This is a genomic window from Pseudomonas sp. S2_H01 (genome assembly GCF_054668305.1).
The window spans coordinates 949,881-969,001 of record NZ_CP162756.1; the positions used below are offsets into that span (position 1 = coordinate 949,881).

Sequence of the window (19,121 nt, forward strand, 5' to 3'; positions counted from 1 at the left end):
AAGGGGCCGCATTAAACGCTGAATATCTTCAGTCAAAAACGCCCCGCAAGTTTTAAGACCTGCGGGTTCAGTATCACTTCTCGACGAATGCACGCTCGATCAGGTAATCGCCCGGCTCACGCATGCGTGGCGAAACGGTCAGACCGAAGCTGTTCAGCACTTCGCTGGTTTCGTCGAGCATGCTTGGGCTGCCGCAGAGCATGGCGCGGTCGTCCTGCGGGTTGATCGGCGGCAGACCGATATCGCTGAACAGCTTGCCGCTGCGCATCAGGTCGGTCAGGCGGCCTTCGTTTTCGAATGGCTCGCGGGTAACGGTCGGGTAGTAGATCAGCTTGTCGCGCAGCGCTTCGCCGAAGAATTCGTTCTGTGGCAGGTGCTCGGTGATGAACTCGCGGTAGGCGACTTCGTTCACGTAACGCACACCGTGGCACAGGATGACCTTCTCGAAACGCTCGTAGGTTTCCGGGTCCTGAATCACGCTCATGAAGGGCGCAAGACCGGTGCCGGTGCTGAGCAGGTACAGGTGCTTGCCTGGCTTGAGGTCATCGAGCACCAGCGTGCCGGTAGGCTTTTTGCTGATGATGATCTCGTCGCCTTCCTTGAGGTGCTGCAGCTGCGAGGTCAGCGGGCCGTCCGGCACCTTGATGCTGAAGAACTCCAGATGCTCTTCCCAGTTCGGGCTGGCGATGGAGTAGGCACGCATGAGCGGGCGCCCGTTTGGCTGCTGCAGACCGATCATGACGAACTGACCGTTCTCGAAGCGCAGGCCTGGATCACGGGTGCACTTGAAACTGAAGAGGGTGTCGTTCCAGTGATGAACGCTGAGGACACGCTCGTGATTCATGTTGCTCATGGTACGTGGGAACTCCTGAAATGTGCCTGCGCCGGTCAAAGCGCCATTGCGCGATATTCTAGTGGCAGACACAATATCTGTTAACTGAATTATCAAGATATGGGTTATCGGTTATATAGATATGCGATTTACTCTTCGTCAGCTGCAAGTCTTCGTCGCCGTGGCCCAACAGGAAAGCGTTTCACGCGCTGCCGTGCAGCTTTCCCTGTCGCAATCGGCGGCCAGTACCTCCATCACCGAACTCGAAAGGCAATCCAGTTGCCAGTTGTTCGATCGCGCCGGTAAACGCCTGAGCCTGAATGCCACCGGACGGCAATTGTTGCCTCAGGCCGTTGCATTGCTGGATCAGGCCAAGGAAATCGAAGACCTGCTCAACGGCAAGTCCGGTTTCGGTTCATTGGCGGTCGGCGCCACACTCACCATTGGCAATTATCTGGCTACGTTGTTGATCGGCAGCTTCATGCAACGTCACCCGGAAAGCCAGGTGAAGCTGCATGTGCAGAACACCGCCAATATCGTGCAGCAGGTCGCGCACTACGAAATCGACCTGGGCTTGATCGAGGGCGATTGCAGCCATCCCGACATCGAGGTGCAAACCTGGGTGGAGGACGAGTTGGTGGTGTTTTGTGCGCCTCAGCACCCGCTGGCCAAGCGCGGGCACGCCACACTGGCAGAATTGACGCAGGAAGCCTGGATTCTTCGGGAGCAGGGTTCAGGCACGCGCCTGACGTTTGATCAGGCGATGCGTCACCACCTCAACAGCCTGAACGTGCGCCTTGAGCTTGAGCACACCGAGGCGATCAAACGCGCGGTGGAATCCGGACTGGGGATTGGTTGCATATCCCGGCTGGCGTTGCGTGACGCGTTTCGCCGGGGCAGCCTGGTGGCGGTGGAAACACCGGAACTGGATCTGGTGCGCCAGTTCTACTTCATCTGGCACAAGCAAAAATACCAGACCTCGGCCATCCGCGAATTTCTGGACCTTTGCCGCGCCTTCACGGCCGGCGTGCAGCGCAGTGACGAGATCGTGTTGCCCAGTATCGCCTGAAGCGACGCCGGGCAAACGCAGTACGGTCAACCCAACAAAATCAACGCCCAGACCACAGCGATCATGCTCAGCGCGACGAACTGCGCCGCGCTGCCCATGTCCTTGGCGTTCTTCGACAACGGGTGGCGGTCCAGGGAAATTCGGTCAATGGCCGCTTCAATGGCCGAGTTCAGCAACTCGACGATCAGCGCGAGCAAGCACACGGCGATGAGAATCGCCCGCTCGCCCCGGCTGACATGAAACAGAAACGACACCGGGATCAGGATGACGTTGAGCAACACCAGTTGGCGAAACGCGGCTTCGCCTTTAAAGGCGGCAATCAGGCCGTCAAGTGAATACCCGGAAGCATTGAGAATACGTTTAAGGCCGGTTTGACCTTTGAAAGGCGACGTCATAGGAAAACTACTGATAAAAGAAGACGGTGGAGGCTAGTTCAGCGGCGGTCAAAAAAGTGTGAAGAACCGCCGCTGGAGGCCGCGAAAAGCGGTAAAACAGACGCATCAGCTGGGCGAAATCGATTCCATTTGTTGCAAGAGCAAAGCGGCCTGCGTGCGCGTTCGTACGTTCAGCTTGCGAAAGATCGCGGTCACATGGGCCTTGATGGTGGCTTCGGACACGCTCAACTCATAAGCAATCTGTTTGTTCAGCAAGCCTTCACAGACCATGGTCAGCACGCGGAACTGCTGCGGGGTCAGGCTGGCAAGGCCTTCACTGGCGGCCTTGGCCTCCGGCGAGACGCTCACGTTTTCGTTGACCTGTGGCGGCCACCAGACGTCGCCGTCGAGCACCGTGCGCACCGCCTGTTGAATCGTTTCCAGCGAACTGGACTTCGGAATGAAACCGCTGGCGCCGAACTCCTTCGACTTGACCACCACAGCCGCTTCTTCCTGCGCCGACACCATGACCACCGGCACCTGCGGGTATTGTCCCCTGAGCAGCACAAGCCCTGAGAATCCGTACGCGCCGGGCATATTGAGGTCCAGTAACACCAGATCCCAATCGGACTTCTCCGTCAGACGCGCCTCCAGATCGGCGATGCTTTCCGCTTCGACCAGTCGGGCGTCGGGGCCCAAGCCCAGGGTCAGGGCCTGGTGCAAGGCACTGCGGAACAGGGGATGGTCATCGGCGATCAGGATTTCGTAGGTCATTTCATGATCCTGTTTATAGGTGAGAGCCGACGGATTCAGCGCTCACGATGGCATCGGGAAATGCCACTTTTTTACAGCGCGTCAGTACGACGCAAACAACGCCAGCGCACGCGGGGAGTGGCGTTCAAGCACTCATGCGGCGCCAAGGATGCCCAGCGAACTCAGGGTGGTCAAGTTCGGTGGTTTGCGGCACAGTCTGCGCCCCCGATTCTTGCGAGTGCCATCATGCAAAAACACGCCCTGCGAGCGGATCTGCTCATGCTCTTGACCGCGCTGATCTGGGGCACCGGCTTCGTCGCGCAAACAGCTGGCATGGACCACATTGGTCCTTATCTGTATTCCGGGCTGCGCTTCGCATTGGGTTCCCTTTGCCTGCTGCCATGGGTGTTACGCCGTCCTGCGACGGGGCCCGCTCCCGAGCCATTACTGACCCGCGGCCTGCTGCAAGGCGGCATTGTCATGGGCCTCGCACTGGCGCTGGGCATCAACCTGCAACAGGTCGGCCTGCTGTTCACCAGTGTCACCAACGCAGGCTTCATCACCGGTCTTTACGTGATTGTAGTTCCGCTGCTGGGCCTGTTCCTGGGCCATAAAACCGGCATCGGCACATGGCTGGGCTGCCTGTTGGCCGTCATCGGAATGTTCTTGCTGAGCGTAGGCGACAACTTCCATGTCGCCTCCGGAGATTGGCTGCAATTGATGGGCGCGTTCGTCTGGGGCGGCCATGTGATTCTGGTCGGGGTGTTCGCGAGCCGCCACGACCCGATTCGCCTGGCGTTTCTTCAGTTCGTGACGTGCTCGGTGGTCAGCCTGGTCCTGGCCTTGGTGTTTGAACCCATCGCAATGGACGCCATATTCGCGGCGGGCCCCGCCCTGGTGTATGGCGGCGTGGTCGCCGTGGGAATCGGTTATACGTTGCAAGTGGTCGCGCAGAAGCACGCCATCGCGTCCCACGCCGCGATCATCCTGTCCCTTGAGGCCGTCTTTGCCGCCATTGCCGGTGCCTGGCTACTGGGCGAAGCACTGCAATTACGCGGCTATGCGGGCTGCGCACTGATGTTGGCGGGGATGCTGTTGGCACAGTTGTGGCCAAGGAGAGCTGACGTCGCCCATTGAGTCATTCCTCAGGTCGGGTCGGCTTCTCCGAGGTTGCGACGGGGCCACGTTCACCTTGAATACGCCGGGCGACATCAGGTCGGGACGGCCTTTTGAATGAATGCTTTCAGGTGGCTGTGCGGGGCGTCGTCCGGATCGATGGACCGCTGAAACTTCGCCCCGAGGTAATGAGCGCTGAACACATCCAGGTAAGCATCCAGCACACCTGCCGCCTGTTGGTCGTCCGCCAGCTCCAGGCAGAGGGCCGCCACTTCTGCTGTGCAGAAATGATCGTCGCGCTTCGAACGGCGCAAGCGGTAACGCGACATCTGCTCCGGCGCCAGGCTCAGCACCGGCAGATGATCCAGATATGGGCTTTTGCGAAACATCTTGCGGGCTTCAGGCCACGTCGCATCGAGCAGTATGAACAGCGGCCGCTTACCCGGCGCAACGCTCACCTCTGTCACCACCCGCTCGGCCGCGACGAACTCCCCCGGAAACACGATATAGGGCTGCCACTGTGGATCGTTCAGCAGCGCGGGCAGCTTTTCATCCACCTCGGTTCGCGACCAGGTAAATGCCTCGGTGTCCTTGATCACGTCGGCGATCAACCAACCGGTGTTGGTGGGTTTCAGGGGCTCGGTGTCGTACATCAACAGGCACACGGCCGATGAGGCGTTGACCGAGGGCTTCCAGGCACACAGGCAATAACTTTCGATGACACGACAGCCAGGGCACCGAGGCGCCCGCGAGCCGCGAGCAATGAACGGCTTGGTGCTGCGGGCCAATCGCTCGGCGCGCAAACGCGAGACTGCGTGGCTCATGAGCTCACGCACCCGCAGCGCGGCGCTGGACGGCAGGAAGACAGTGACACGAAGAATATCCGGCAGGAAAAAAGTCGGCGCAGTCTATCAGAGGCGCCCGGTTCACTGGTGTCCGTCGATGCGACTCACCTATACTGGCCGGCCTTGAAAGCCTTATGTCACGAGTGAACGCAGGTGGATGTCACCGGTCCAACCTCGTTCACTGCCCCAGGAGAATCCAATGCTGCGCCTCATTGCCCCCGCTCTCACGCTTTTGCTCATCGCTCCGCTGTGCGCCAACGCGGCGTCCAAACAGGATTACGAACTGAACAAAGAGCTGGAACAAGTCGCGGCGAAAAGCAACGTCGGAAAGCCCAATGCGATCAGCGAAGACATCCTTGACCAAGGCTACACCGTCCAGGGAAACATCCTCATCGACCATCTGAGCGTCCAGGCGGGTCAAGCCCAGCAGATGCGCGAGAACCCTGAGCTGGTCGGGCGTCAGTTGGGCACGAGCGTATGTCGCAACCCCGGTTACCGCCAGCTGATGGCCAAGGGCGCAATCCTGCGCTACGAGTTTACGGAATACAAAACCAATCGCGCGATCACGACTCAGCAGATCACTGCCGCCGATTGCGCCGCGAAACCACCTGCCAAGAAGAAGTAACTCCCCTCTCTAGTGCGCCGCGCGCCGCTGCTGATCCTCGGCGCGCAGTTCAGCCACAAGGGCCTGCAGATAATAAGAACGCCTGCCGTTCTGCCTCAGGCGCTTCACGCATTCCTGCTCCAGCGTCGAATGGTTACACCGTGCCGCCTCGCTGAGTGAGCGAAACAGATCCTGATCGACTTCCAGCCTGATGATTTCCATTTCATCCCTCCTTGGCTCGTCCACGCGCTGTGCCTGCGCGGGCAAACCTCGATGACTTCTGGCCCACCCATGTGCAAGTGATGCCAGGCGGCGGCGCTATCCAGGTTGCAAAGGCATTTAACCTGCCCTGTCATTCAGTAAATCAGACGCAAAAGAGCTGACCACACCCGCCGACGAGCGGGAAACACATTCAGCTCTCCGCACAAAGAGTCGTTGCCAGCATCAATGTTTCGGGCACATCATCAAACCATTGGTTTTACCCGGACAGTCTTGTCTCGGTCACGTTTTACAGGCAAAAGGGGGTTGCCTTTCCACTGTCGCCAATCTCAACGTTTTTCTTTTCAACCCAAGGACATAGACAGAATCAGTGTGGCGCCACGCGACGCCATCCCGTACTTGACCCTCGCCAGAGGTGGGCTATCAGCAGCGACGCATGAGGCGTCGTGATCCTGTCGAGACAGTCAGGATCGATGATTCTGCAGAAGGAGAAAGTCTGAATGCCTTACGTACCCAATGATGTGTTGTCTCGTCACTTCCAGAGCAACGGCGTCGACCTCACCGCCAAGGTCGAAGAACAGTTGAACCTGGTCGCTCCCAACAGCCCTAATCTTCCGCTGTACAGGGACATGACACTGACCGTCCTGCGCATGGCCCAGGACGACCGCAATCGCTGGAACGCCAAGATCACCCTCCAGGCACTGCGCGAACTGGATAATGCCTTTCGCGTACTCGAACAATTCCGAGGCCGTCGTAAAGTGACGGTGTTCGGCTCCGCGCGTACCCCCGTCGAGCATCCGATGTACGCGTTGGCGCGGGAACTGGGCAAGAAACTCGCCGCTTCTGATCTGATGGTCATTACCGGGGCCGGCGGCGGCATCATGGCTGCCGCCCACGAAGGCGCGGGACTGGATTACAGCCTTGGGTTCAACATTACCCTGCCCTTCGAGCAACACGCGAACGCCACCGTGGATGGCACCGGCAATCTGCTGCCGTTCCACTTTTTCTTCACCCGAAAGCTGTTCTTCGTCAAAGAAGCCGACGCGCTGGTGCTCTGCCCCGGCGGCTTCGGCACACTGGACGAAGCGCTGGAGGTCCTGACCCTGATTCAGACGGGCAAAAGCCCACTGGTACCGATCGTGTTGCTGGACGCACCTGGCGGCACGTTCTGGGAAGGCGCACTGACGTTTATCAAGAACGAGCTGGAGGCCAACCGCTATATCCTGCCCACCGACATGAACCTGCTGAAACTGGTGTATAGCGCCGACGAGGCGGTCGAAGAGATCAACCAGTTCTACAGCAACTTTCATTCAAGCCGCTGGCTGAAAAACACCTTCGTCATTCGCATGCACCACGCACTGAGCGAGAAAGCCTTGGCCCATATGCAGCAAGCGTTCGCCGACCTGCGTTTGAGCGATGATTTCCATCAGCACGGGTATCAACAAGAGCATGACGAAGAACAGTTCAGCCACCTCACCCGGCTGGCGTTCACCTTCAACGGGCGCAACCACGGGCGACTGCGCATGCTGGTGGATTTCATTAATCAGAGCGAGAACTGGGCAAACCCTGCGCAGACAAGACCGTCGCGCGGACGAGAGCCAATGCAGGCGACATGACTCGAAAGCCGTAAACAGGCTTTAGATGGGTGTTCCCATGCCGTGCATGGGACGCATCTCACAACGCGTTATAACAGTGGCGCGGCGACTAATAGTCGTCGCCGCCCTTCCCGCTTAACAAGCGGCTGATGAGCTCCGGCGGATACCCGCGATAGCTCAAAAAGCGCATCTGCTGGCCGCGCTCCCGGGCGTCTCTGGGCAACTGTCCGGCGAACTTTCGCTGCCAGGATTCTTCCAGCTTTTCTCGCCAGTCGACGCCGCATTCCCGCAGCGCCTGCTCGATATCCGAACGTTGCAGACCTCGTTGACCCAGCTCTTCACGAATGCGCAAAGGGCCGTAGCCAGACCGGGCACGGTAGGACACGAAGCTTTCGAGGTAACGGGATTCTGAAAGCAGACCCTCTTCCGTCAACCGGTCGAGGGCGGCTTCAATCATTTCAGGCGGGGCGCCGCGCTGACGCAGTTTACGCGTCAGCTCGACTCGACCGTGCTCGCGACGTGCGAGCAGGTCCATTGCGGTACGCCGTACGGCGACGGGCGTATCAAGCACTACCGGCATGACGACGACAATCAGAGATCGGCGTCAGCTTCGACTGCAGCCATGTCGTCTTCGGCCACCCGGGACGACTGGGCTTTGACATCAGGAGCGGCGGTCAACAGCTTCTCGCGAATCTGTTTCTCCAGGGTCGCGCCGATTTCCGGGTTGTCCTGCAGGAACTTGGCCGAGTTGGCCTTGCCCTGGCCGATCTTGCTGCCTTGGTAGCTGTACCAGGCACCGGATTTCTCCAGCAGACCGTGAAGCACGCCCAGGTCGATGATCTCGCCATTACGGTAGATGCCCTTGCCGTACAGGATCTGGAATTCAGCCTGACGGAACGGAGGCGCTACCTTGTTCTTCACGACTTTGACGCGGGTTTCGCTGCCCACCACTTCGTCGCCTTCTTTCACCGCGCCGGTACGACGGATGTCCAGACGAACCGAGGCGTAGAACTTCAGCGCGTTACCACCGGTGGTGGTTTCCGGGCTGCCGAACATCACACCGATTTTCATACGGATCTGGTTAATGAAGATGACCAGGCAGTTGGCGTTCTTGATGTTACCGGTGATCTTACGCAGCGCCTGAGACATCAGACGTGCTTGCAGGCCGACGTGCATGTCGCCCATTTCGCCTTCGATTTCAGCCTTTGGCACCAACGCGGCAACGGAGTCGACAACGATGACGTCAATCGCGTTGGAACGCACCAGCATGTCGGTGATTTCCAGCGCTTGCTCACCGGTGTCTGGCTGCGAAACCAGCAGGTCGTCGACATTGACGCCCAGTTTGCCAGCGTACTCTGGGTCGAGTGCGTGCTCGGCGTCAACGAACGCACAGGTCGCGCCCATCTTTTGTGCTTCAGCGATGACCGACAGGGTCATCGTGGTTTTACCGGAAGACTCAGGACCGTAGATTTCAACGATCCGGCCTTTTGGCAGGCCGCCGATACCCAGCGCGATATCGAGACCGAGCGAGCCGGTGGAGATAGCAGGAATAGCCTGGCGGTCATGGTCACCCATGCGCATCACGGCGCCTTTGCCGAATTGACGCTCGATCTGACCCAAGGCCGCAGCCAAGGCTTTCTTCTTGTTGTCGTCCATTGAAGTCCTCTCGTAATCGGTTAGGCCTGATGGCCGATATAACTGTATAAGTAGACAGTATTATTCCACAGGGCTAGGCGCGCGCCTACCCCTGATTTGGTATTTCTCCGCGACTGAGCTGAATCAGCCCCTCTAGCGCGGCCTTCACCGTTTGTCGGCGCACGGCATCACGGTCGCCGGCAAACTGAAAGCGGTGCGCAATCAACCCTTGCGCAGCGCCCCAGCAAATCCAGACGGTGCCCACCGGCTTGTCCGCAGAACCTCCGTCCGGGCCCGCAACACCGCTGACCGCAACCGAAAATTGCGCGGCGCTGTTGAGTCGAGCACCTTGGGCCATGGCCTCGACCACTTCCCGGCTGACCGCGCCCACCTGACTGAACAACGCTTCAGGCACGTTCAGTTGTTGCGTCTTCTGGCGGTTGGAATACGTGACGTATCCCGCCTCGAACCAGGCCGAACTGCCGGGGATACGCGTGATCGCTTCAGCGATCCCGCCACCGGTACAGGATTCAGCGGTGCTGACCCGGGCACCTGACTCCAGCAGGCGATGGCCCAGTGTGGCAGCCAGTTGAGTGATGTCGTCCACGAAACGCTCCTCTATCGATCACACCATGGGCACACGCTACACGAGCGCTGCTCATGCGCAAGAAGACGCGTGACTGAAAACCCGGCCACGCGTGCTCCCGTCACCTAAGTGCGCTCCTGTTTTTCGGGGCATCGCTTCCTCACGGTTTCGATGATGGTTTCCCGAGGCCGCCGACGCGCTTCCTCAAGGGTGATAAAACGTCCATTGGTGGAATCCCTTCCGCGTTTACGTCGCATACACAAAGTCCTTTTTCGAAATGCCTGCCCGGAATCGGACAGCAGCCTCGACAGCCTAGACAGCCCGGAGCCCCTCGTGTCGCTTCGGAAACGTGAGGCAACGAATAACCCGAACCTGCGGCCTGCGAACGTGCGTGGTAACCTTGCGCCCATCGAAAAAGCAATCGGATCTGACGTCGGCCCACGTAGGTGGAGTTCCACGCGACGCTCCTCATTTGCCTCAATCTCCCAACGAATTTGCCTAAATAACTGATGAATAAAGCAATTTCCGACCTCTCTTCGCACACCCCGATGATGCAGCAGTACTGGAAGCTGAAAAATCAGCATCCAGACCAGTTGATGTTCTATCGCATGGGTGACTTCTACGAGATCTTCTACGAAGACGCCAAAAAGGCAGCCAAGCTGCTCGACATCACGCTGACCGCCCGTGGGCAGTCGGCCGGGCAAAGCATTCCCATGTGCGGCATCCCGTATCACGCGGCAGAAGGGTATCTCGCCAAACTGGTGAAGCTGGGCGAGTCCGTGGTGATCTGCGAACAGATCGGCGATCCGGCGACCAGCAAAGGCCCCGTCGACCGCCAGGTCGTGCGCATCATCACGCCGGGCACCGTGAGTGACGAGGCGTTGCTCGACGAACGTCGCGACAACCTGATTGCTGCGGTGCTGGGTGATGAGCGCCTATTCGGGCTTGCGGTTCTGGACATCACCAGCGGTAACTTCACCGTTCAGGAAATCAAGGGCTGGGAAAACCTGCTCGCCGAGCTTGAACGCATCAACCCGGTTGAGCTGTTGATTCCCGACGACTGGCCACAAGGGCTGCCCGCTGAGAAACGCCGAGGCGCGCGTCGCCGTGCCCCTTGGGATTTCGAGCGCGACTCGGCGCACAAGAGCCTCTGCCAGCAATTCTCGACTCAAGACCTGAAAGGCTTTGGCTGCGAGACGCTGACCCTCGCCATCGGCGCGGCGGGTTGCCTGCTGGGTTATGCCAAGGAAACCCAGCGCACGGCGTTGCCACACTTGCGTAGCCTGCGTCACGAACGCATGGATGACACGGTCATTCTGGACGGTGCCAGCCGCCGCAACCTGGAGCTGGACACCAACTTGGCTGGCGGTCGCGACAATACGCTGCAATCGGTCATGGACCGCTGCCAGACCGCTATGGCCACGCGCCTGCTGACGCGTTGGCTGAATCGGCCGTTGCGCGATTTGAAGGTGTTGCAGGCGCGTCAGGAATCGATCGGTTGCTTCCTTGAGCGCTATCGCTTCGAGAACCTGCAGCCGCAGTTGAAAGAAATTGGCGATATCGAACGGATTCTCGCGCGCATCGGCCTGCGTAATGCGCGTCCTCGCGACCTCGCGCGTCTGCGTGACGCCCTTGGCGCGCTGCCGGAACTGCAACAGGCTCTGGCCGACCTTGAAGCACCGCACATTCAGCAACTGGCCCAGACCACCAGCACTTACCCAGAGCTGGCCAATCTGCTGCAACGGGCCATTATCGATAACCCGCCCGCCGTGATCCGCGATGGCGGCGTGTTGAAAACCGGCTATGACGCCGAGCTCGACGAGCTGCTGTCACTGAGCGAGAACGCTGGCCAGTTCCTGATCGATCTGGAAGCACGTGAAAAGGCGCGCACCGGACTTGCCAACCTCAAGGTCGGTTACAACCGCGTGCATGGCTACTTCATCGAGCTGCCGAGCAAACAGGCCGAACAGGCGCCTGCCGACTATATCCGTCGCCAGACGCTCAAGGGTGCTGAGCGCTTCATCACCCCGGAGCTGAAGGAATTCGAAGACAAGGCGCTGTCGGCCAAGAGCCGCGCACTGGCTCGCGAAAAAATGCTCTACGAAAGGTTGCTTGAAGACCTGATCGGTCATCTGGCACCGCTGCAGGACACCGCAGCAGCGCTTGCCGAACTGGACGTGCTGAGCAACCTCGCCGAGCGCGCGCTGAACCTTGACTTGAACCGACCGCGTTTCACCGATGAGCCGTGCATGCGCATCGAGCAAGGTCGTCACCCGGTGGTCGAGCAAGTCTTGTCATCGCCCTTCGTGGCCAACGATCTGGACCTGAACGACAACACCCGCATGCTGGTCATCACCGGTCCTAACATGGGCGGTAAATCCACCTACATGCGCCAGACCGCGTTGATCGTCTTGCTGGCTCACATTGGCAGCTTTGTTCCCGCGGCCAGTTGCGAGCTTTCGTTGGTTGACCGCATCTTTACCCGTATCGGCTCCAGCGACGATCTGGCGGGAGGACGGTCCACGTTCATGGTCGAGATGAGCGAAACCGCGAACATCCTGCACAACGCCACAGACAAAAGCCTGGTGCTGATGGATGAAGTTGGCCGCGGCACCAGCACGTTTGACGGACTTTCGCTGGCCTGGGCTGCGGCAGAATGTCTCGCCCAGCTGCGCGCCTACACGCTGTTTGCCACCCACTATTTCGAACTGACGGTGCTACCGGAAAGCGAACCGCTGGTGGCCAACGTTCACCTCAATGCCACGGAGCACAACGAACGTATCGTGTTCCTGCACCGCGTGCTGCCCGGCCCTGCCAGTCAGAGCTACGGTCTGGCCGTGGCCCAACTGGCGGGCGTTCCAGGCAAGGTGATCAGTCGTGCCAAGGAGCACTTGCAGCGCCTGGAAACCACCAGCCTGCCCCATGAACAGCCCAAGCCAAAGCCCGGCAAGGCGCCAGCGCCGCAGCAGGCCGACATGTTCGCGACATTGCCGCACCCGGTGCTCGATGAACTGTCGAAGCTGAAAATCGACGACATGACGCCGCGCCAAGCTATCGAATGGTTATATGGACTGCAAAACCGGATCTAACGGTATTTGCAACAAGCTGTTAGAATCCCGCGCGGTTTGGGAATGGTACGGCTTGTAGCCGGGCCGTAAGAGATCCGAGCCGCGTTCGAACACAGCGAACCAAAGCTTCGCGCTCACGCCTGTCGGCATGAGGCGAGCTGACTGCGTTCTGAATGGCCCGGGAACGTTCCCAACCGAGCAACCCTGCCGTGAAGGGCTCTGCTGCCGCCGCCTGAGGAGAGAATTAGAAATGACCTTCGTCGTCACCGACAACTGCATCAAGTGCAAGTACACCGACTGTGTAGAAGTCTGTCCGGTGGACTGCTTCTACGAAGGCCCGAACTTCCTGGTGATTCACCCGGATGAGTGCATCGACTGCGCACTGTGCGAGCCTGAATGCCCCGCCAACGCGATTTTCTCGGAAGACGAGGTTCCGTCCGGCATGGAGAACTTCATCGAGCTGAACGCCGAGCTGGCAGACGTCTGGCCCAACATCACCGAGCGCAAAGAAGCGCTGCCGGATGCTGAAGAGTGGGACGGCAAGACTGGCAAGATCGCCGACCTGGAGCGTTAAGCTCAAGCCGGACTCTGCAAAAGGCCCCTCGGGGCCTTTTTGCATTGCCGGGATAGCAACGCCATCGCCCCACTTTTCAGCAGGCAAAAAAAGGGGCGGTTTGACCCGCCCACATTTTTTCCGTAATCCCTTTAATCCTTTTTCATCATCCTGATGAATCGCATCCTGCGATGTCCTTTCGGCTGTCTTCCTTGACCGCCTGTGCCAATCCCTCGGCACAGTTCTGATCTTAGTGATTTGAGCGGCGAGAGCAACACCCCTGAGTTTTCAAAACACTACACGGCTGTTCGAATTAAAAATATTAACCCTTGTAAAATCAACAACATGACTATATTCGCTCTGTCAACCGGGAGTTATGCCTCCGATATTTGGCGAAATAACTGACATCTCGTGTACGAAGCTTCTTACAACGGAAGTTATATCAGCCGACGAGCATCACTCATATTAAGCCTGACATATCGGAGGCGAAGTTCATCGTTTATTCATGGGGAGGACTCGAACCGGTCGCATAAAAAAACCCCGACACGTCGGGGTTTTTAGTTGATGCTAATGTGCTATCTAACAGCGCAATCAGAGAGCACCGTTACTGGAACAATGACTCACTTGAAAGGCCGTTCTTCTCCAGGATCTCGCGCAGACGTTTGAGGCCTTCGACCTGAATCTGCCTCACTCGCTCGCGGGTCAGACCAATTTCGAGCCCTACATCTTCCAGCGTGCTGCTCTCGTGCCCGCGCAAGCCGAAGCGGCGTACCACCACCTCGCGTTGCTTGTCGGTAAGTTCCGAAAGCCACTGATCGATACTCTGCGACAGGTCGTCGTCCTGCAGCAGTTCGCACGGGTCAGTCGGGCGATCGTCCGTCAGCGTGTCGAGAAGGGTTTTGTCGGAATCAGGCCCCAAAGAAACATCCACCGAAGACACACGTTCGTTGAGACCGAGCATGCGCTTGACCTCACCGACCGGCTTCTCGAGCAGGTTGGCGATCTCTTCAGGGGAAGGCTCGTGATCGAGCTTTTGAGTCAACTCACGTGCGGCGCGCAGGTAGACGTTGAGCTCCTTGACCACATGAATGGGCAGGCGGATGGTCCGCGTCTGATTCATGATCGCGCGTTCAATGGTCTGACGAATCCACCATGTCGCATAGGTAGAGAACCGGAAACCGCGCTCCGGATCGAATTTTTCGACCGCTCGAATGAGGCCAAGGTTGCCCTCTTCGATCAGGTCCAGCAATGACAGACCACGATTGACGTAGCGTCGGGCGATTTTCACTACCAGACGAAGATTGCTCTCAATCATGCGTTTGCGTCCGGCCGGATCACCGCTCTGCGACAGACGCGCAAAGTGGACCTCTTCTTCCGGGGACAACAAAGGAGAAAAACCGATTTCATTGAGATACAGCTGCGTGGCGTCCAGCGCCCGCGTGTAGTCGATGTACTTGTGCTGCTTGAGTGCTGTGGAGTTTTTGGTCTTCGCACGAACAGAAGGTGTAGCTGGCTTCTCATCCGCTGCAGAATCCAGGACGATCCCGTGCTCCATAAGGAGAACTTCGTCGTCTATGTCAAACTCCGGCACTTCTTTGTTGAGAGCCATTGTTATAGTCCTTTGGTGAGTTCGACCTCAAGCTCCAGTGACGCCTTCTTCCTTGGCAACACTTGAGCCTGTCCCCTCTACGGCAGGAACAGGCTGGTAACTGATCAACGACGTGGCAAAAATTCCAGCGGATCAACAGGCTTACCCTGACGGCGAATCTCAAAATGCAGTTTCACCCGGTCAGTCCCCGTGGAACCCATCTCGGCAATTGTCTGCCCTGCCTTGACCTGTTGCCCCTCCCGAACCAGCAGCCTACGGTTGTGACCGTAAGCACTGACGTAGGTATCGCTGTGTTTGATGATGACTAACTCGCCGTAGCCCCTTAAACCACTCCCGGCGTAGACCACTGAACCATCAGACGCGGCCAAAACAGGCTGTCCCAAATCTCCGGCGATATCAATTCCTTTATTCAAACTACCGTTTGAAGAAAATTTACTGATTAAAACACCGCTCGTTGGCCATCCCCAACCGCTGGCTGAACGCGCCCCTGTCACAACAGGCGTGTTGACCGGCGTTGTTATCGGGGTAGTGCCAGGGGTTGTCGCACTACCTGAAGTTGAGCCGACAGGCCGTGTAATAACGGTGGTTTTTAGCGAGCCGGAAGGCGAACTGGAATTGGTTGTCGTGCTACTGGTGGCGCCACCGCTCCCCGTTTGAGGAACAACGACAGGTGCAACCGCCACGACCGAGGATGTTGAATTTGAACGCCCGTCGAAGCGAATCGCCTGACCGACGTGGATCGTGTAGGGCTCCGGGATATTGTTACGGGCGGCGAGCGCCTTCCAGTCCCAACCGTAACGGAATGCGATCGAGAAAAGCGTGTCGCCACGCTTGACGACGTACTGGCCCGTGGTCACCGGTTGACGGGTCGGTGCTGCAGGCTTGCCATTGTTGCGATCAACAACGCGCACCCCGCCCGACGGCGCGCTGGAGCAGCCAACCAGAAGGACACTAAGGGCAATGCCAATCACCAGACGTGGAAAGCTTGTTGAAGACGTACGCTGCCGAATGACTGTGAGACTCACCCGCCACTCCCTTTACTGGTGACTGAATTAAAGCTGCCCATTGTGTCGCGGTGATGACGGACAGCCATGAAAAAAGTAGTTACAAATGTGTTCATGACGACACTCAGCGAGTGGGTAAGGCCCTCATCGCAAATCGCCAGCCTGTAGACAGGCTGCGCCTCACGGAATTCATTGCAGTTGCAAAACAGTGGTTACGCCAGCGGCCCATTGAGCAAAGGCACGAACCGCACCGCTCCAAGCACGTGACGCGAGAAGCCGTGTTCTTCACGGATGATCAGCATCAACTGCTGCACCTCACCCGCCCCCACCGGAATCACCAGACGCCCTCCCGGGGCCAACTGGTCCAGCAGCGCCTGCGGCACGTCAGTCGCGACCGCCGTGACAATGATGCCGTTGTAAGGTGCCAGCGCCGGCCAGCCCTCCCAGCCGTCACCCCAGCGAAACACCATGTTGCGCAGGTTGAGCTCCACCAGGCGTTCCTTGGCTCGGTCCTGGAGTACCTTGATCCGCTCGACGGAAAACACCCGCTCCACCAGTTGCGCCAGCACGGCCGTCTGATAACCCGACCCGGTGCCGATCTCCAGCACTTTGTCCAGCGGCCCGGCCGCCAGCAACAACTCGCTCATGCGAGCGACCATGTAAGGCTGGGAAATGGTCTGGTTGTTGCCAATCGGCAACGCGGTGTCTTCGTACGCACGATGGGCCAGTGCCTCGTCGACGAACAGGTGCCGAGGCGTCTTGCGGATGACGTCCAGCACGTGCGTGTTGCTGATGCCTTCCTCGTACAACCGCTGAATCAGCCGCTCACGCGTGCGCTGGGAAGTCATTCCCACGCCACGACGTAACAGATCATCTTGCTCACGCGACATCAGGCCATTCCCTCCAGCCATGCGTTCAGGCTGTTGAAACCGTCCTGATAGGTCCGATCCAGCTGTAACGGCGTAATCGACACGTACCCCTGCATCACGGCGTGAAAATCCGTGCCCGGACCACCGTCTTCGGCATCGCCGGCCGCAGCAATCCAGTAGCCGGCCTTGCCACGGGGATCGACCACCCGAACAGGCGCAGCAGCGCGTGTTCTGTGCCCCAGGCGGGTCAGCTGGATGCCGCGGACGTGTTCCAGCGGCAAATTCGGAATGTTCACATTCAATACGGTACGCGGTGGAAGATCGAGTCGCTCGTGGGCCTCGACCAGAAGCCGGGCGAAATGCGCGGCCGTTGCCAGGTTATCGACCTGACGGGACAGAAATGAAAAAGCGAACGACGGGCGTTGCAGGAACCGCCCTTCCAGCGCTGCAGCGACGGTGCCGGAATACAGCACGTCATCGCCCAGGTTGGCGCCCAGATTGATACCGGAGACCACCATGTCGGGTTCCTGCTCCAGCAGGCCGTTCAGCCCCAGGTGAACGCAATCGGTGGGCGTGCCGTTCAGGCTGATAAAGCCGTTGTCGAGCAGATGGGGGTGCAATGGCCGGTCTAGCGTCAAGGAACTGCTGGCGCCGCTCTTGTCTTGATCGGGCGCGATGACTGCGCACTCGGCATAGCCCGCCAGCGCTCCATAGAGCGCAGCCAGGCCGGGTGCCGAGACCCCATCATCATTTGAAATCAGAATACGCATGAGCTGTCCGTCTGTCCCGCAGGCGCCAGATCGACGAGTTCGCGCACCAATGCGGTGGCGAAGCATCCGGCCGGCAGGACGAATTCCAGTTGCAGAATGTCAGGCTCGGGATAATGCCACGTCAACCGCCCGATGGGCAGTCGCAGGATGCGACGTTCGTGTTCCATTCCCGCTTTTATCAACCAGTTACAGAGCGACGACTCGTTTTGAGCGACCTTGTTTTCGAGCGCTGCCGTGGCACCGCCCGCAGGCGAATCGCCCTCGCCCCACTGCGGCCCGGTCGGGTGCAGATCGAGAATCGCCAGACGCGGATCACTGCACTCGGCCTCGCCCGCCGGGAAAAAGCTGCGGCTGTCGGTGAATGCCAGCAAATCGCCTACTTGCGCCGTGTCCCAGCTGCCGTTGGCAACCCGCTCGGCCAATACACGATTGAACAGATAGCTGCGCGCCGTAGAAAGCAGGCGCGAACGCACATTGCGCTGTTCCGGCAGAGCCTGGCGCTCAGCGTAATGCCGCGCCTCGCCGACGTTCCCACCCTCATGACCGAAACGCTGGGCGCCGAAATAATTGGGAATCCCGCCGAGCTTTATGGCTTCAAGGCGCGTATCCAGTTCAGCCTTTTCAGCCTGCAACTGGGTCAGACGCAACGTAAAGCCGTTGGCAGCATGGGCGCCGCGCTGCAGTTTGCGCTTGTGCCGCTTGCTGTCGAGAATTCTGAGGGTGTCGTTCTCGGCTGCCGACATCTGCGGATCAGCCTTGCCCGGCAATTGAATGCTGAACCACTGCCGGGTAAGCGCCTGACGGTCCTTCAAACCGGCGTAACTGACCGTGCGCAGGGGAACGCCGGCCGCCTTGGCCAGCCGGCGCGCCGCTTCTTCTGTGTTCAAACCGCGTTTTTCAACCCACAGCCACAGGTGCTCGCCGTCGCCAGACAGCGGAATGTCTAGCACCTCATCCACCTGGAAGTCCTCGGCCGTCGCTTTGAGCACTGCGGTGCCCAACGCATCGCCATAGGCTCGGGGGCCCAGAAGTTCGAATTCGGTCATGCGGCGATCAACAGCGCAACGGCATGAACCGCGATGCCTTCTTCACGACCGGTAAACCCCAGCTTCTCGGTGGTGGTGGCTTTGACGTTGACCTGATCGAGGTCGACTTGCAGGTCTTGGGCAATCAATGCGCGCATGGTGTCGATGTGGGGTGCCATTTTAGGGGCCTGGGCAACGATGGTGGCGTCGACGTTACCGACCTTCCAGCCTTTGGCCTGCACCTGTTTCAGAACATGACGCAGCAGGACGCGACTGTCCGCGCCCTTGAATTGCGGGTCGGTGTCGGGAAAATGCTTGCCGATGTCACCGAGCGCTGCAGCGCCCAGCAAGGCATCGCTCAACGCGTGCAGCAGGACATCGCCATCAGAATGGGCGAGCAGCCCAAACGTGTGCGCGATACGCACCCCACCCAAGGTAATGAAGTCGCCCTCAGCGAAACGGTGCACATCGTAGCCGTGGCCAATACGCATAAAAAAACGCCCTGAAAAAGTCAGGGCGTGATTCTACCTACTTTGTCGGACATTAGGGCCTGATGGCACTCAATTGCACGATACCGGGTTGCGATTGAGTGCCC

20 protein-coding genes are annotated in these 19,121 nt (G+C 59.0%); 6 read left to right on the top strand and 14 right to left on the bottom strand.

Annotation, left to right across the window (positions count from 1 at the left end; translation table 11 throughout):
* Positions 1 to 73: 73 nt before the first annotated feature.
* Positions 74 to 853 carry a ferredoxin-NADP reductase gene (gene fpr / locus AB4N84_RS04260; RefSeq protein WP_002554680.1) on the bottom strand — a complete coding sequence of 260 codons (780 nt, stop codon included), beginning with the start codon at positions 851 to 853 and terminating at the stop codon, positions 74 to 76.
* Positions 854 to 974: 121 nt separating this feature from the next.
* On the opposite strand from fpr, the gene AB4N84_RS04265 reads away from it, so the two are divergent.
* Entirely contained in the window at positions 975 to 1,901 is a 927-nt protein-coding gene (locus AB4N84_RS04265) for a LysR family transcriptional regulator (RefSeq protein WP_074752693.1), read from the top strand.
* Positions 1,902 to 1,927: 26 nt separating this feature from the next.
* Here AB4N84_RS04265 and AB4N84_RS04270 read toward each other — a convergent pair whose 3' ends face one another.
* Both AB4N84_RS04270 and erdR read right to left on the bottom strand, forming a co-directional pair.
* Positions 1,928 to 2,296, bottom strand: coding sequence for a diacylglycerol kinase (locus AB4N84_RS04270; protein ID WP_074752694.1), 369 nt, complete (start codon positions 2,294 to 2,296; stop codon positions 1,928 to 1,930).
* A 105-nt stretch (positions 2,297 to 2,401) separates the two neighbouring features.
* A complete protein-coding gene (gene erdR / locus AB4N84_RS04275; RefSeq protein ID WP_460045357.1) occupies positions 2,402 to 3,049 on the bottom strand; it encodes a response regulator transcription factor ErdR in 648 nt (215 codons plus the stop codon).
* Between the two features lie 225 nt (positions 3,050 to 3,274).
* On the opposite strand from erdR, the gene AB4N84_RS04280 reads away from it, so the two are divergent.
* A complete protein-coding gene (locus tag AB4N84_RS04280; protein WP_460045358.1) occupies positions 3,275 to 4,165 on the top strand; it encodes a DMT family transporter in 891 nt (296 codons plus the stop codon).
* A 74-nt stretch (positions 4,166 to 4,239) separates the two neighbouring features.
* On the opposite strand, the gene AB4N84_RS04285 is transcribed toward AB4N84_RS04280, so the two are convergent.
* Positions 4,240 to 4,968, bottom strand: a complete 729-nt coding sequence (locus tag AB4N84_RS04285; RefSeq protein WP_074752697.1) for a tRNA-uridine aminocarboxypropyltransferase — start codon at positions 4,966 to 4,968, stop codon at positions 4,240 to 4,242.
* Between the two features lie 220 nt (positions 4,969 to 5,188).
* Between AB4N84_RS04285 and AB4N84_RS04290 the strand changes: the two genes are divergently transcribed.
* Positions 5,189 to 5,614 (top strand): PA3611 family quorum-sensing-regulated virulence factor, encoded by a 426-nt coding sequence (locus AB4N84_RS04290; RefSeq protein WP_074752698.1) that lies wholly within the window; start codon positions 5,189 to 5,191, stop codon positions 5,612 to 5,614.
* Between the two features lie 9 nt (positions 5,615 to 5,623).
* Here AB4N84_RS04290 and AB4N84_RS04295 read toward each other — a convergent pair whose 3' ends face one another.
* Entirely contained in the window at positions 5,624 to 5,815 is a 192-nt protein-coding gene (locus AB4N84_RS04295; RefSeq protein ID WP_074752699.1) for a hypothetical protein, read from the bottom strand.
* Positions 5,816 to 6,312: 497 nt separating this feature from the next.
* Here AB4N84_RS04295 and AB4N84_RS04300 point away from each other — a divergent pair, with 497 nt between their 5' ends.
* Positions 6,313 to 7,428, top strand: coding sequence for an LOG family protein (locus tag AB4N84_RS04300; protein ID WP_460045359.1), 1,116 nt, complete (start codon positions 6,313 to 6,315; stop codon positions 7,426 to 7,428).
* A gap of 88 nt (positions 7,429 to 7,516) precedes the next feature.
* On the opposite strand, the gene recX is transcribed toward AB4N84_RS04300, so the two are convergent.
* From recX to AB4N84_RS04315, 3 genes are all read right to left on the bottom strand, one after another.
* A complete protein-coding gene (gene recX / locus AB4N84_RS04305) occupies positions 7,517 to 7,987 on the bottom strand; it encodes a recombination regulator RecX (protein ID WP_346829456.1) in 471 nt (156 codons plus the stop codon).
* Between the two features lie 11 nt (positions 7,988 to 7,998).
* Positions 7,999 to 9,063 carry a recombinase RecA gene (gene recA / locus AB4N84_RS04310; protein WP_074752702.1) on the bottom strand — a complete coding sequence of 355 codons (1,065 nt, stop codon included), beginning with the start codon at positions 9,061 to 9,063 and terminating at the stop codon, positions 7,999 to 8,001.
* Positions 9,064 to 9,148: 85 nt separating this feature from the next.
* Positions 9,149 to 9,649: a CinA family protein gene (locus AB4N84_RS04315; protein ID WP_460045360.1), complete on the bottom strand. Its 501-nt coding sequence runs from the start codon at positions 9,647 to 9,649 to the stop codon at positions 9,149 to 9,151.
* 500 nt (positions 9,650 to 10,149) lie between these two features.
* Here AB4N84_RS04315 and mutS point away from each other — a divergent pair, with 500 nt between their 5' ends.
* Together mutS and fdxA are read left to right on the top strand one after the other, a co-directional pair.
* Positions 10,150 to 12,717: a DNA mismatch repair protein MutS gene (gene mutS, locus AB4N84_RS04320; protein WP_460046935.1), complete on the top strand. Its 2,568-nt coding sequence runs from the start codon at positions 10,150 to 10,152 to the stop codon at positions 12,715 to 12,717.
* Positions 12,718 to 12,946: 229 nt separating this feature from the next.
* Positions 12,947 to 13,270 carry a ferredoxin FdxA gene (gene fdxA / locus AB4N84_RS04325; RefSeq protein ID WP_460045361.1) on the top strand — a complete coding sequence of 108 codons (324 nt, stop codon included), beginning with the start codon at positions 12,947 to 12,949 and terminating at the stop codon, positions 13,268 to 13,270.
* Between the two features lie 583 nt (positions 13,271 to 13,853).
* Here the strand turns inward: fdxA and rpoS are convergent.
* From rpoS to ispF, 6 genes are all read right to left on the bottom strand, one after another.
* Complete coding sequence (rpoS, locus tag AB4N84_RS04330) at positions 13,854 to 14,858, bottom strand: RNA polymerase sigma factor RpoS (RefSeq protein ID WP_074752706.1); 1,005 nt, start codon at positions 14,856 to 14,858, stop codon at positions 13,854 to 13,856.
* Between the two features lie 104 nt (positions 14,859 to 14,962).
* A complete protein-coding gene (locus AB4N84_RS04335) occupies positions 14,963 to 15,883 on the bottom strand; it encodes a peptidoglycan DD-metalloendopeptidase family protein (RefSeq protein ID WP_074752707.1) in 921 nt (306 codons plus the stop codon).
* Between the two features lie 191 nt (positions 15,884 to 16,074).
* A complete protein-coding gene (locus AB4N84_RS04340) occupies positions 16,075 to 16,710 on the bottom strand; it encodes a protein-L-isoaspartate(D-aspartate) O-methyltransferase (RefSeq protein WP_208605160.1) in 636 nt (211 codons plus the stop codon).
* A gap of 41 nt (positions 16,711 to 16,751) precedes the next feature.
* Complete coding sequence (gene surE / locus AB4N84_RS04345) at positions 16,752 to 17,501, bottom strand: 5'/3'-nucleotidase SurE (protein WP_074752709.1); 750 nt, start codon at positions 17,499 to 17,501, stop codon at positions 16,752 to 16,754.
* The gene (truD, locus tag AB4N84_RS04350) at positions 17,489 to 18,547 is read right to left on the bottom strand and encodes a tRNA pseudouridine(13) synthase TruD (RefSeq protein ID WP_460045362.1); all 1,059 of its coding nucleotides are present in this window, start codon (positions 18,545 to 18,547) and stop codon (positions 17,489 to 17,491) included. The genes surE and truD overlap by 13 nt, the downstream gene beginning before the upstream one ends.
* Positions 18,544 to 19,017 carry a 2-C-methyl-D-erythritol 2,4-cyclodiphosphate synthase gene (ispF, locus tag AB4N84_RS04355; RefSeq protein ID WP_074752711.1) on the bottom strand — a complete coding sequence of 158 codons (474 nt, stop codon included), beginning with the start codon at positions 19,015 to 19,017 and terminating at the stop codon, positions 18,544 to 18,546. Before ispF ends, truD begins: the two co-directional genes overlap by 4 nt.
* Positions 19,018 to 19,121: the final 104 nt, after the last annotated feature.

What these genes read in the sequence shown, in the direction of transcription:
- fpr (WP_002554680.1), bottom strand. Translation starts at nt 853, where the DNA reads ATGAGCAACATGAATCACGAGCGTGTCCTCAGCGTTCATCACTGGAAC.
- AB4N84_RS04265 (WP_074752693.1), top strand. Translation starts at nt 975, where the DNA reads ATGCGATTTACTCTTCGTCAGCTGCAAGTCTTCGTCGCCGTGGCCCAA.
- AB4N84_RS04270 (WP_074752694.1), bottom strand. Translation starts at nt 2,296, where the DNA reads ATGACGTCGCCTTTCAAAGGTCAAACCGGCCTTAAACGTATTCTCAAT.
- erdR (WP_460045357.1), bottom strand. Translation starts at nt 3,049, where the DNA reads ATGACCTACGAAATCCTGATCGCCGATGACCATCCCCTGTTCCGCAGT.
- AB4N84_RS04280 (WP_460045358.1), top strand. Translation starts at nt 3,275, where the DNA reads ATGCAAAAACACGCCCTGCGAGCGGATCTGCTCATGCTCTTGACCGCG.
- AB4N84_RS04285 (WP_074752697.1), bottom strand. Translation starts at nt 4,968, where the DNA reads ATGAGCCACGCAGTCTCGCGTTTGCGCGCCGAGCGATTGGCCCGCAGC.
- AB4N84_RS04290 (WP_074752698.1), top strand. Translation starts at nt 5,189, where the DNA reads ATGCTGCGCCTCATTGCCCCCGCTCTCACGCTTTTGCTCATCGCTCCG.
- AB4N84_RS04295 (WP_074752699.1), bottom strand. Translation starts at nt 5,815, where the DNA reads ATGGAAATCATCAGGCTGGAAGTCGATCAGGATCTGTTTCGCTCACTC.
- AB4N84_RS04300 (WP_460045359.1), top strand. Translation starts at nt 6,313, where the DNA reads ATGCCTTACGTACCCAATGATGTGTTGTCTCGTCACTTCCAGAGCAAC.
- recX (WP_346829456.1), bottom strand. Translation starts at nt 7,987, where the DNA reads ATGCCGGTAGTGCTTGATACGCCCGTCGCCGTACGGCGTACCGCAATG.
- recA (WP_074752702.1), bottom strand. Translation starts at nt 9,063, where the DNA reads ATGGACGACAACAAGAAGAAAGCCTTGGCTGCGGCCTTGGGTCAGATC.
- fdxA (WP_460045361.1), top strand. Translation starts at nt 12,947, where the DNA reads ATGACCTTCGTCGTCACCGACAACTGCATCAAGTGCAAGTACACCGAC.
- rpoS (WP_074752706.1), bottom strand. Translation starts at nt 14,858, where the DNA reads ATGGCTCTCAACAAAGAAGTGCCGGAGTTTGACATAGACGACGAAGTT.
- AB4N84_RS04340 (WP_208605160.1), bottom strand. Translation starts at nt 16,710, where the DNA reads ATGACTTCCCAGCGCACGCGTGAGCGGCTGATTCAGCGGTTGTACGAG.
- surE (WP_074752709.1), bottom strand. Translation starts at nt 17,501, where the DNA reads ATGCGTATTCTGATTTCAAATGATGATGGGGTCTCGGCACCCGGCCTG.
- truD (WP_460045362.1), bottom strand. Translation starts at nt 18,547, where the DNA reads ATGACCGAATTCGAACTTCTGGGCCCCCGAGCCTATGGCGATGCGTTG.
- ispF (WP_074752711.1), bottom strand. Translation starts at nt 19,017, where the DNA reads ATGCGTATTGGCCACGGCTACGATGTGCACCGTTTCGCTGAGGGCGAC.